The organism is Microbulbifer regidiadema (SeqCode) (genome assembly GCF_052466995.1).
The window spans coordinates 4,446,291-4,459,088 of record NZ_CP174297.1; the positions used below are offsets into that span (position 1 = coordinate 4,446,291).

A 12,798-nucleotide genomic window follows, 5' to 3' on the forward strand; every position below is an offset into this window, starting at 1 on the left:
CACAAAAGTGCTTAGCCGAATAATTTCCCTATCAAAAGGCTTGATGTGTACCAAATTTAGCGAGATGATAATAAAAATACAAATCATTCGCATTACAATTCTGTAAAAGAACCTTACTCATGAACAATCCAGATCTCAACGAGGCCACGCCGGGCGTCGCTGTAGGGGCTTCTAATGCTCAAAAAATGAGCTCGACTACTTCTGAGCAGCGGGCCAATATGACTGCGGAAGACCGAAAGGTCAAATTTGCTGGTGAAAAATTGTCGGCTAACTGTTTCTTTAATGCGCTACTGCGTGAAACGGATTGTGGCCAATGGCACGAGCAGAGCGGCGCCTTGCTCCCTCAGGGGGTCAGGCTTCCCGCAGTTTCTGTGCCCCTGCCGGCAACGAATTCTGAGCTGTGGCTCAATGTGACCTACCGCAGCGAGTGTGGCAGGCATCAGTTCGATTTGCCGATAGTTTGGCAACAAAACCCTGCACAGAGTCAAACGGTCTCGATGGCGGATTGTGCTCAGTTGATCGCCGCTGAACCGGCATTTTTCCCCGGTGCAAGTGAGCAGTCGCGCAAGGTGTTTGTCGAGCGTGTGCAGGCGAGTGTGTGCAATATGACCCAAGCCTTGCAGGCGCGCGATGAAGAGATGGCCCACTTGTTTGAGGGTGTGCTGTCTTTTGCTGAGTCTGAGCAAGCCCTGCTCTGCGGCCATTCTATCCACCCGACCCCGAAGAGCAGGGAGCCCTTCACCGATCGAGACGCCGAGCGCTTTGCGCCGGAATTCGGCAATAGCTTTGCACTGATGTGGTTGGGGGTCGATCCTCAGTTTTTATCCGGTGCTAGCGGAGCCCAAGTGTCGGAGGAGCAGTTGGCGGCTTTGCTTGGTGAAACTGATGGTGCGCCACAGCCGCCGGAGGGCTTTGTCGCAGTGCCCGCTCACCCCTGGCAGTGGCAGCAATTGCAGAGCGACCAGCGAATCGTCCAGTTATTGGAGAGCGGCAGAATCGTTGAACTGGGTGCGGGCTCGGGGGACTGGCGGGCGACTTCATCACTCCGCGCAGTTTACAGCGCTGACAGCCCCTATATGTTGAAGTTCTCTCTCAGCCTGCGCCTGACGAATTCGGTGCGCACTCTGCAACCGAAGGAAATGGTCAGGGGGCTGGAAGTCTTAAAGGTGCGAGATACGCCCGTCGGCCAGGAATTTGCGCGCCGTTATCCCAATTTCCAAGTTTTGGCCGAACCCGCCTATCTGATGTTAACGGATGAAAGCGGAAGCCCGATGATCGAAAGTCTGGTGATGTTCCGTGAAAACCCGTTTGTTGGCGAGGCGGCAGAGAATACCTGCCTGCTGGCCACTTTGACCCAAGATCACCCGGGGACAGATGATTGCCGCGCGGCTCAACTTATCGGCCAGCTGGCACAAGAGCAAAATATATCTTCTATCGCGGCGAGCAAACGCTGGTTTGATGCTTTTCTCGATGCAGTGATAGAACCCCTGTTAATAGCCCAGGCAGATTTTGGGATTTTGTTTGGCGCTCATCAGCAGAACTTAATTATGCGTTTTGAGGGGGCCCTGCCAGTGGCGGGTTATTTCCGCGATTGCCAAGGTAGCGGTTACAGCCGCCTCGGTGAAGAATTGTTGAAGCCCTATTTACCAAATCTCGCCGAAAATAGTGTAAACGTATTTGATGAGGAAATGGCTAATCGTCTGTTCGTTTACTATCTCATCGTTAATAGTTGTTTTGGAGTAATTTCAGCGATCGCCGCTGCCGGACTTGTAAGCGAAAGGGTCCTATTAAATCAATTTCGCGATCGTCTGCAATTTCTGTATGACGGCCAGCGACGCGATCGCAGCTGCCTCGCCTATTTGCTTCAATCCGCGCAAATTTGGGCAAAGGGGAATTTCCAGTGTGCGGTGATTGGTATGAACGAAACTACGAGTGAAAACCCTCTCTCGATCTACCATTCCATGGATAACCCGTTGAAAGCAACTGAAAGTGTATCTGCCACAGAGCCTGGTAGTACAGACCTTGCAGAGCAATAAGGATTGTATGATGAACGATGTAACGGCTGGCACTGCAAAGCAGGATCTCAGGACCGGCACACTACCCGATGGAAGATACTGGACAGTGGAGGGTGAGGGTTATCAATGTCAATTAGATGCGAGTAGTTTGTTTACAGTACTGCACGCAGAGAATAGTAATCGGGCGCAGATACATATTTCCCCGGATAAGGCTGAGTCATCAGAACTGGATGCCTGGCTGGATTGGCTGTTTGGTGTTCACAGCACTATTAAGCGGATTGAACTTTTATCTTTAAGCGGGGAAAAACTCAAAGAAGTTTTTAAATCTGATTTTTACCAGCGCACCGACATTTGGTATCGCGGCAATAATGCGGGAACCTTTCCCCTGCGATGGGTTGAAAATGCCCAGGGTACAAAGCATCCGCTCAGAGCGGAGCCTGTAAAGGGCGAGGTGTATCGCCGTCATTTCTATTCTCTTGGAATGGATTTCAGTTTTCGTCATTTGGATCTGGATAGTGATCTTGAACTCTTCACTAGCTGGATGAACATGGATCGTGTGGCCAAATTTTGGGAAGAGGAAGGAGGAATAGACAAACAGCGAAAGTTTATCCAGGAGGTTATTCAGGATCCGCATAAGTACCCGTTAATTGCCTGCTTTGACGATGTGCCCTTTGCTTATTTTGAGATTTATTGGGCATTCGAGGACCGCATAGCACCTTACTACGACTGCCAGCCATTTGACCGCGGCGCTCACATGTTGGTGGGCAACAATCGTTTTCTGGGACGGCGCTATGCACTAGCCTGGTTTAACGCGGTCTCGCATTTTATGTTCCTGGATGATTGCCGAACTCAGACACTGGTTGGTGAGCCAAGAGCCGATAACGGTCCCCTATTAAAGTATATCAATGGCACTTTTGGCTGGAAAAAAGTAAAAGAGTTTGATTTTCCCCACAAGCGAGCCGCACTAGTTACCTGCGATAGAGCTGAGTTCTTTGAGAGTATGGGGGAGATATGAAACAACACAGTTACTGGAAACAGGTCAATCAAAAAGTCCTGGCTAAATCTTTAGCAGAGCTCTGCTACGAGCAAGCTTTAAGTGCTCAGCAAGAGTCTGATCAATCCTATAGGGTTAGACTCAAGTCTGGGGTGAGCTATCAGTTTAACGCTGTCCTAACTATCTGGGATTGGCTCCTAATTGATGAGGAGACTATTCAGATGCATCAGGATGGCGAGAAGCGCACTGCGGATGATGCGTCTCAGTTTTTTATTGATGCTGCTGAGGATCTGAAAATAACTGCCAGCACACTGGGCAATTTATTACACGAACTGTCGAATACCTTAGCTGCCGATATGACCTTGCTTGAGAAGCGTGAAGGTTGTACGGCGGACGATATGGCCAAGCTTGCCGATGAGCAGTTACAGTGCTTTTTGGATGGGCATCCAAAGGCGATGGTCAATAAGGGGCGCATTGGTTGGGGCGCGCAAGAATTTCGCGCCTATGGCACAGAGTCTGCGGCAAGTGTTCGCTTTTTATGGTTGGCCGTGCGGCGCGAGCTGACCGTTAATGGGCATAGCGAGCACTGGCCCTGGCAGCAGCTATTAGAGGAGAGCCTCACTGCTGAGCAAGTACAGTTGATGGAAGAGGTCTGTCGGGAAAAAGAGATAAGCTGGCAGGATTTTATTCCCCTCCCGGTACATCCGTGGCAGTGGCAGCATCATATTTGTCAGCATTACGCCTTGCAATTAACTCGTGGGGATATCGTTCTTCTGGGCGAGTTTGGTGATGAGTATCTGCCGCAGGTTTCGTTGCGCACATTCTCTAACCTATCTCGCCCGCAAGCACTGCATGTTAAATTGCCTTTGACGGTGCTAAATACTTCGTGCTATCGCGGTATTCCCGGAAAATATATGCAGTGTGGGCCGGCGTTATCACAGTGGGTGCAAAATCTCTGCGATAGAGATGAAGATTTGTCTACACGTGGTACTGGTATTTTGCAGGAAGTTGCCGGTTTGCATGTTCCCCATCCCTATCACGAGCAAGTGCAGGGAACGCCTTACCGCTATCGAGAGATGTTGGGAGCAACTTGGCGTCAAAGTCCAGCGAGCCATTGTGCGGCGGGGGAGCGCCACTTGTTGATGGCAGCACTGTTGCAAAAGGATTCCAGCGGGAAATCTATTGTGGCAACACTTATTGAGCGCTCAGGGCTCTCTGTGGAAAAGTGGTTGGAATATCTCTTTGATGCCACTGTTGTGCCGCTGTATCACTTGCTCAGCCGCTACGGGATCGGTTTAGTTGCACACTCGCAAAATTTGACCTTGGTATTAACGGAAGATCGCGTAGCGCGGGTTCTGTTAAAAGATTTTCAGGGAGATCTACGCCTTGCCCAAGGAGATTTTCCAGAGCGGAGTGATATTCCATCATCAGCTTTACAGGTTCTGGATCAGCTGCCTCCAAATTATATTATCCATGACCTTTTTACCGGGCACTTTGTTACGGTCTTGCGTTATCTTTCCTCCCAGTTGATGCTAGAACTGAATTTTCCCGAGCTTAAGTTTTATAGCGTATTGGCTCAAGTACTGCGTGCTTATCAAAAAATGGCAGTAGCAAAAAATCCGCTAATGGCTGAGCGGTTCCAGTGTTTTGATGTTTTTCGTGCCCATATAGAGCGGGTTTGTATTAACCGGGTGCGTTTATCGCAAGGTTATGATGATAGTGCGGAAAGACCGGTACCTATAGTTGGAGGTGACTTGGAAAATCCCCTTTGGCTATCAGAGCAGAAGCCAGAGAACGAAATATCTAAAATTAATACAGTTTCTCCCACAGAGGTATAATTATGAGCAATATATTAGATTTAGCTGGTATCGGCGCCGGTCCCTTTAACCTGGCTGTCGCTGCCCTAATGTGGGATAAATCTCTAACACACCGATTTTTTGAGGCGAAAGCAGAGTTCTCCTGGCATCCGGGGTTGATGTTGCCTGGCGCTATGATGCAGACCTCCTATTTAAAGGACCTAGTCACACCTGTCGACCCGACCAATCCATGCAGTTTTCTTGCTTATTTGGTTGAGAAACAACGCTTTTACGACTTTCTGAACGCTGAGCAGCGCACAGTTAGCCGTCGCGAGTTTGCGGATTATTTGGGCTGGGCTGCCAAGCGCCTGGACTCTGTAGAGATGGGGAGCCGGGTACAAAGCGTTGTAGATAAAGGCAGCTATTTTGAGCTGGATATCCATGGCCCCAAGGGGCAGGAGCTGGTCAAGGCCAAAAATATCTGTGTTGCCGGTGGTAAGAAGCCCCATATCCCGGAGTTTTGCCGCCCTCAATTATCTGGATCTTGTTTCCATGCGTTGGAGATTGCACTGCGCAATCCCGATGTTCATGGCAAGCGGGTTGCTGTTATAGGCGGCGGCCAAACCGGGGCTGAGGTAGTTATTAATTTACTGAATAAGCAGTGGGGAAAACCGGAGCAGGTTACCTGGGTTTCCCGTCGCAGTAATTATCTCCCCCTGGATGAAACACCGTTTACCAATGACTGGTTTACACCGGCATATGTCGATGTATTCCGTCAGCTGTCGCAGCCGCGCAAGGAGCAGGTTGTGGCAGAGCAAAAGCTGGCCTCGGATGGTATTTCACCGGATACCCTAAAAGAGTTGTACCAGCTGTTTTATCGCTTGGTACACCTGGAGGGCGATAGGGATCGGATGGTGCTGATGCCTAATCGTGAGATGGTGGATATTTCTAATTACGGTGCTTATCGAATCCAGTTGCAAAACCATCTGCTCGGTGGCGCTGATGGGCAAGAGTGGCTGGATGCGGATATTGTTATTTTATGTACGGGGCTTAGTGAAGCGCTGCCGCCTTGTATTGCACCGCTACAGGACCGTATCGTTCGGGATGAGGAGGGACGCCTACTCCTGAATGATGCGTTTTCCGCCCAATTAAAAGGTGATGACAGTGATCGCCGGCTTTATTTCCTGGGAACTGGACGATTTAGCCACGGTATTGCCGAGCCACAACTCAGCCTTTCCGCCTGGAGAGCTGCACGGGTGGTTAATGATTTACACCGTGAAACGGTGTACAACAACCAACAGCCAAACCATTATATGAACTGGATTACCCCTAAAAAGGCTAAAGAGGCTGCGGTAGCCTAATTTATGCTAATCAGTGGTCGAATGCTTAATTCGACCACTGATCTTTCTATCCTTTTGGCAGTCCGGCAAAAGTAATCACTACTCGGTGACGCCTAATAAAATTTTATATGCCGGCGGTAACGCGAGCATTTCTCCAGTGGACCTTGCATTCCACAAAATCGATACGGCCATTATCTTTATACACTCTCCGTTGATCACTCCCCGGTATTTTGCGGTCTACTTATAAATTGCAAGTTCGGCCAAGCGAGTAGTTGAGGTGCTTGGGCGAGTCTTCCCCTCAAGCATATTCAGAAATGGGTATTGCGGTGCTGATCTTTACTAATAAGCCCCAGAGATGCCAGGGTTACTGGTTGGATTGAATAGTGGGGTGTAACTTGGGATCTTATCTATCTGCGGCAGGTATAACTGAGCGCCAGTGATTCCGCTTGAAGGTAATCGCTATACGGGGCAAATATGGACTGGTCAATTCTGCAATTGCTGCCAGCCTTAAAGTTAATAGGTTGGCAGGCGGAAGTCGGAACCTAAGAATCGCTCCCTTGAGTTGGGTGTTGAGTGCCACTGCTCTGGAAGCTTTCTAGGGGAACCTAAATTTAGATAAATAAACATAAAATGGAAAGTTATAAACACTTGCATAGATATAGATTTTCCAGTTATCGAACACTGACTTGAATCTGCCTATTTTTGTGCGAGCTTATTTTGTAGTAGCCCTAAACTGTTTTTGCCTAACGAATAGGTGAGGTTTTCATACAGGGCTACTTTCACTTAAAAAACTCTTCAGGGGGTTCTCCGGAAGCATTTTATTGATTTCATTACACCCATGTACTTTCCCGCAGAGGGGTTAACCATGACTTCCCCGGATAAAATTTTGGTTTAAAGGTGGCGCAAAATGCGGGGTTAGTTTCCCTCCATGTGCAATACTTTTTGGGTACTGGACCGCCGGTCTGGTGTGCGGTGAGCAAGGAGGGAGCCTGCGATGCGTTTAAATTCAACTTTGGCACAGGGACGGTATCACTACAGTTGTGATGGCAGGGAAATGCCCGTACAGGATAGTTGGCAGCTGGGGGATGATGAGCAGGGGCGGCGCTCATTGATCAGTCGGCGTTTAGTGGGAGAGCAGGGGTTTGGTATCGAAGTGTTCGCCTCTCTAGATGGTGGCCTGGTGAGTGAATGTGAGGTGTACTGGCGGGATGAAGTTGACGAAGTGAGCGCCCACTATAAATTGATACATGAGGACGGCAAGAGGCCGGCATTGGGGGATGATATTGAAGTCTGTTGGACGGGCCCCAATGGTCCTCAGCACCTCAATCTGGAGGGCGAACAGCGGCTTTTGTTTCCATTGATGCGGGTATTTATGGGGCCGGTACTATCGAGGCTGGTACAGCACGAAAGAGGGTTGGAAGTCGTTTCCCCTGATATTGTCGATCCATCCCAGCGGGGCAAGTTGCTCTCCCCCAGGGTCAGCCATCGCACCGCAAAACCTATGGTTGGGGATGTTTCGGGGCAGAAGGCCCAGGAATTGGGTGCCGATATCTGCGCATATATTTATCAGGGCGATGAAGCTGAGAGAGATGCCCACTGCTATGTCGATAGCCGCAGCTTGCTGGTGGGCTATGACTGGCCGTCTAGTACCGGGCGCCTGTGGCAGGTTCGGCTTAGAGATTTGGAGTGGTCGTCGAGCCTGGGAGGCCTATTTTAGTCGCCAAAATAGACTAAATATCCGCTATTGGTCATAAGGATGTGTCGATATGGGGCCAATCTTATTGCCCGGGTAGGCTTTTCAGTTTTTTTGTGCTGTTTTGGGGGGCAATAGCAGCCCTTTTAGTTCTATTGGTCATACTGTCACTATAATCGCAATATTGCGTAATGGGACTTATCACCCTCTCCAGTGTAAGCTTGCACCCTATTTGCAAGAAATGACTAGGGGGAAGCGTTTTGTCCTACTATCGAAGGGGAGTTTATGTCGGGCTCGCATTACTTTCTTCCGCTGTACTAGCAGCACCATTGCCACCTGCTTATGCCGAAGAGGCGCCTGAATCAACTTTCTCTCTCGGTGTTGAGGACAGCCCGCAAACTCTGCATGAGCGCTGCCTGAACGAGCAAATTCTGATTTCAGATGCCGATGTCACAATAAGAGAGATTCGGAATATCTGTGCAGAAAGGGTCAGAGCCGAGCTCACCCTGGAAGAGGGCCCGGTGATAGCGGATGTTATTGTCGATGAGTATGAAGAGGAACTGCCTACCGACAAGATCTTGTTAGGCGGCCGGGCCCAGGCGATCAGGGATGCGGCCAATAACCCGTTTACTTTGGCATCCCATAAAGCCAACTATGTGTTGCCTTTGACCTACAACCCGGCCCCGGAAGAGGGGGGACTGGCAGATATTGAAGGCATTGCTGAGGCCGAGGAGCTGGACAATGTCGAAGTGCAGTTTCAGCTCTCTGTCCAGGTGCCTGTTTGGCGGGGGTTTTTGGGACAGGCTTCTGTACTGAGTGTGGCCTATACCAATCGCAGTTTTTGGCAGGCGTATAATTCCGATGACTCATCTCCGTTCCGCGAGACGAATCACGAACCGGAATTGATTTTAAGCTGGCTCAATGACTGGAGTGTGTTTGGTTGGCACAATGTTGCCAATCAGGTGGCGATCAATCACCAGTCCAACGGGCGCAGTGAGCCCTATTCGCGCAGTTGGAATAGGATATATGCAAACTTTATTTTTGAGCGGGATAACTATTCCCTTAGCTTCAAACCTTGGTATAGAGTTCCAGAAGATAAGGATGACGATGACAACCCGGATATCGAGCACTACCTGGGACATTTCGAACTGGGTGGGCGCTACCGGGATGGAGACCACACCGTTTCACTGATGCTGCGCAATAATTTGCGCTCAGATAATCGCGGTGCTGTAGAACTCACCTGGGGCTTCCCCCTCGGCAAGCGCGTCGATGGTTATGTTCGCTATTTCAATGGCTATGGTGAGAGCCTCCTCGATTACGATGAATCGGTGCAGACTTTGGGCTTCGGATTTATTTTAGCCCAGGGGTTTTAATCAATGGCGAGAGTGTATTTTTGATCAATAGGCTCTCGCTTTTTTTCTGTTAAGCTGACTCATTACAAGGGTTTGTTCATGGCCTTTGATGATAGTTACCGCCTCAGTGCTCACGCAGTCATTACCAATAGTGCTGGAGAAGTATTACAGCTGAAAGCCACTTACGCCGAGCGCCGCTGGGGTTTGCCCGGCGGCGCACTGGATCCGGGTGAAACTGCCCATGAGGCTTTGGTACGGGAGTGTCATGAAGAGCTTGGCCGCGAGGTGCGAATTGAGTACCTCAGTGGCGTTTATTACCACAATTTTTACAATTCCCACGTTTTTATTTTTCGAACTCATTTTATTAACGAGGGTGACTGTATCCTCTCCGATGAACACTCCCAGTGGGCCTACTTTCCCCTGCATAAACTCTCTGCTGTGCAGCGCCACAGGGTTGAAGATTGCCTGACCTTTGATGGGATTGTGCGTAGCGCAAAGTTCTAACTTTATTATCTTCCTTGGCAATAGTTCTGGTTTGCCTGCAGACATTTGGCGAAAATCGCCAAATGTATAACAGTCGCAGAATTCCCCTCCCGCCTACATTAGTATTTGCCCTCTGGTGTTTATTGCCCTGGAATTCCAGAGCCGTCGCCATCGGCGGGGCTTTATAAAAGTAAATAAAATCAAATAGTTAAATAATAGATACAGTAAGCGGCACACAGTGGCAGGCTATGCTGATGGATAAGAATTATGGGTTTGGAATTGAATATGCCTGAATTGGGCAATCTCAGTGAAAGCAGTTTTAAGTTGGAGTGCCGGGTCGCTTTGGTCAGCTCTGATAGCAAATTAGCCAATGACTGGATTACGGCGCTCAACAATACAGCTGCGGTACACGACAATCCTTTTGGTCTCCACTTTACCGCCGTAGCGCCGGCTGAAGCTGAAAGGCTGGCAAGGGAAGAGGACTGCCTACAGGCGGTTATTATTGACGGAGGCAGTGATGGCCAGGGGCTGGATAGTGCCGATGAGCTTGCTGACCGGATACACGCATTGCGTTCCCAACTCAATATCTTTTTGGTTGCCCACAGCGGCTTTGCCGGTACCACTTCCAAGCCGGGCAAAACCGGTTCCAAATCTCTAGCCAACTTGCGCCGCCGCTTTGATGAGCTGTTCGACCGCCGCGAAGGCAACTTCAATCATATGTTCCGCTTGGTGCAGGCATTTATTGCTCGAAGAGCATCGACGCCTTTTGCCGACACACTAAAAGAATACGTTTTCTCGGCCCGGGATGCCTGGCACACCCCCGGCCATTCCGGTGGCGATAGCTTGCGCAACAGCCCCTGGGTGGGGGACTTCTATCGCTTTATGGGCGAGCATATCTTCAATACGGACCTGTCCGTATCCGTCCAGGTCTTGGATAGTTTACTCGAGCCCCACTCGGTGATTCAGGAGGCTCAGGATCTGGCAGCTCAGGCTTTTGGGGCCCGCCACACTTTCTTTCTGACCAATGGCACCTCTACCGCAAATAAAGTGGTTATCCAGCAAATCCTAGGCGGTGGCGGAAAAATTATTGTTGACCAGGCCTGTCATAAATCGGTTCACCACGCGATTGTTATGAATCGCTGTGAGCCGGTTTACCTGAAGTCTGTACTGCACCCCGAGTTTGGTATTTACGGGCCGGTTAAGCGCTCAGATATTGAGGCGGCCCTGGATCAGCACAGTGATGCGCGCTTACTGGTGATCACCTCCTGTACCTATGATGGCTTGCGCTATGATCTCAAGCCAATTATTGATTATGCCCATGAGCGCGGAGTGAAAGTACTGGTGGACGAAGCCTGGTTTGCTCACGGTTTCTTCCACCCGGAGCTGCGCCCCACGGCGCTGGAGTGTGGCGCAGATTATGTAACCCAGAGTACCCACAAGATGCTGTCCGCCTTCTCCCAGGCCAGTATGATCCATGTGCAGGACCCGGACTTCGATGAATTCCGCTTTCGCGAAAACCTGAATATGCACGCCTCCACCAGCCCCCAGTACGCGATGATTGCCAGTCTCGATGTGGCCCGCAAGCAAATGGCCATGGAGGGATACGGCCGTTTGAAGCAGTGTCTACAAATGGTGGAAACCTTGCGCAACGCCGTCAATGAGACCGGTGTATTCCGCGCGCTCACCCGCGATGATCTGATTGCTGCCCCCCTTGCCGCTGATAATATTCGCCTCGATCCCACCAAGGTGACGATTGATATTTCCAAGAGTGGTTATTCTGGCAATGAAATGCAGATTAAACTATTCGACCAGTATGGTATCCAGGTGGAAAAGACCACCTACAATACCATCACTGTGCTTGTAACCCTCGGCAGCACTGAGAGCAAGCTGCTTCGCTTGATTCATGCGCTTAAGCAATTGGCTGGCAATACTCACAAGCGTATTCATATTGGATCGCCGAGACGTCTGCCGGAATTTACCCGTTTCACCTGTTTGCCGGCGGATGCCTACTTTTCGGCAGCGGAAGAACTGCCGCTAATGGATAATGGCACAGAGGCCATCGAGAATCTGGTTGGCCGCACCAGTGCCGATGAAATTGTTCCCTATCCTCCAGGTATCCCCGTTCTTGTACCTGGCCAGGAAATCTCGGCGCAAATAGTACAGTTTTTACAGCAACTGCTTCAGGGGCAGAATACAACGGAAATCCACGGCCTGATTTTCCGCTCTGATGAACCGATGCTGAGGGTCGTTAAGGAATCTTCCCAAGCCAAGTCCGGCAAAGCGCGATCCTCTGTCGCGAAAAAGGCAGGGAAATCGTAAAGCCCTGGAATCCGGCATGGAGGCCGGTATGCTTGAAAGCCCACACTCTGTACTTATTGCCGGTGCTTCCGGCGGTATTGCACAGGCTATTGGCGCCGAAATTATTCGGCGCTATCCCCAGACCCGGCTGCTGACTCTAAGCCGAACGAGCGTTGACAGGATTCCCGGCCACGCCGGCGAGCGCCACCATCTATCCGTTGCTCTGGATGGGCCTGAGTCGGTTGATGCCGTTGGAAGCTTTTTGGCTGAGCAGCCATCCCCCCCGCACTGGATTATCAGTTGCTGCGGTATTTTGCACGATGAATTTCAGCGGCCGGAGAAGTCTCTGTCGCAGTGTGAGGATCGCTGGTTATTGCAGTCTATGCGGGTCAATGTGCTTTCGCATTTGCATTTGGCCCAAGCTGTGGACGGAATCTTACCGCGCAGGTCGCCTCTGCTGTGGGCCTCGCTATCGGCAAAGGTGGGAAGTATTACGGATAACCAGCTCGGTGGCTGGTATAGCTACCGTGCCAGCAAGGCGGCATTAAATATGCTGATTAAGAATCTGTCTATTGAGTGGGCGCGCAAGCTGGAGGAGAGCTGTGTCGTTGCGATTCATCCGGGCACCACAGACACCTCACTGTCCAAGCCTTTTCAGGCTAATGTGCCGCCAGATAAACTCTCTAGCCCGGCAGTGAGCGCCAACCGCATTGTGAATATCCTTGGCCAGTTGGTCGCGTCAGATAGCGGAAAATTCCTATCCTGGGATGGCAGTGAGATACCCTGGTAGCGCTTGCGCTGACAGATTTAAAAGACGGCGGGAAAGA

Annotated in this window: 9 protein-coding genes; all 9 read left to right on the plus strand. The window is 50.5% G+C overall.

From position 1 onward, the window contains the following. Positions 1–119: 119 nt before the first annotated feature. The 9 genes from ACJJIK_RS19485 (at position 120) to ACJJIK_RS19525 (ending at position 12,761) form a co-directional block, all read left to right on the plus strand. Positions 120–2,036, plus strand: a complete 1,917-nt coding sequence (locus ACJJIK_RS19485; protein WP_444943621.1) for an IucA/IucC family protein — start codon at positions 120–122, stop codon at positions 2,034–2,036. A gap of 10 nt (positions 2,037–2,046) precedes the next feature. Next, complete coding sequence (locus ACJJIK_RS19490) at positions 2,047–3,030, plus strand: GNAT family N-acetyltransferase (RefSeq protein ID WP_444929895.1); 984 nt, start codon at positions 2,047–2,049, stop codon at positions 3,028–3,030. Beyond that, a complete protein-coding gene (locus ACJJIK_RS19495) occupies positions 3,027–4,847 on the plus strand; it encodes an IucA/IucC family protein (RefSeq protein ID WP_444943622.1) in 1,821 nt (606 codons plus the stop codon). The genes ACJJIK_RS19490 and ACJJIK_RS19495 overlap by 4 nt, the downstream gene beginning before the upstream one ends. A 2-nt stretch (positions 4,848–4,849) precedes the next feature. Continuing rightward, entirely contained in the window at positions 4,850–6,166 is a 1,317-nt protein-coding gene (locus tag ACJJIK_RS19500; protein ID WP_444943623.1) for a lysine N(6)-hydroxylase/L-ornithine N(5)-oxygenase family protein, read from the plus strand. Between the two features lie 973 nt (positions 6,167–7,139). Further along, positions 7,140–7,862, plus strand: coding sequence for a hypothetical protein (locus ACJJIK_RS19505; protein WP_444943624.1), 723 nt, complete (start codon positions 7,140–7,142; stop codon positions 7,860–7,862). Positions 7,863–8,167: 305 nt separating this feature from the next. Then, positions 8,168–9,211, plus strand: a complete 1,044-nt coding sequence (locus tag ACJJIK_RS19510; RefSeq protein WP_444943625.1) for a phospholipase A — start codon at positions 8,168–8,170, stop codon at positions 9,209–9,211. Between the two features lie 78 nt (positions 9,212–9,289). After that, positions 9,290–9,694 carry an NUDIX hydrolase gene (locus ACJJIK_RS19515; protein ID WP_444929900.1) on the plus strand — a complete coding sequence of 135 codons (405 nt, stop codon included), beginning with the start codon at positions 9,290–9,292 and terminating at the stop codon, positions 9,692–9,694. Between the two features lie 246 nt (positions 9,695–9,940). Next, complete coding sequence (locus tag ACJJIK_RS19520) at positions 9,941–11,992, plus strand: aminotransferase class I/II-fold pyridoxal phosphate-dependent enzyme (protein WP_444929901.1); 2,052 nt, start codon at positions 9,941–9,943, stop codon at positions 11,990–11,992. Positions 11,993–12,020: 28 nt separating this feature from the next. After that, positions 12,021–12,761, plus strand: coding sequence for an SDR family NAD(P)-dependent oxidoreductase (locus ACJJIK_RS19525; RefSeq protein WP_444943626.1), 741 nt, complete (start codon positions 12,021–12,023; stop codon positions 12,759–12,761). Positions 12,762–12,798: the final 37 nt, after the last annotated feature.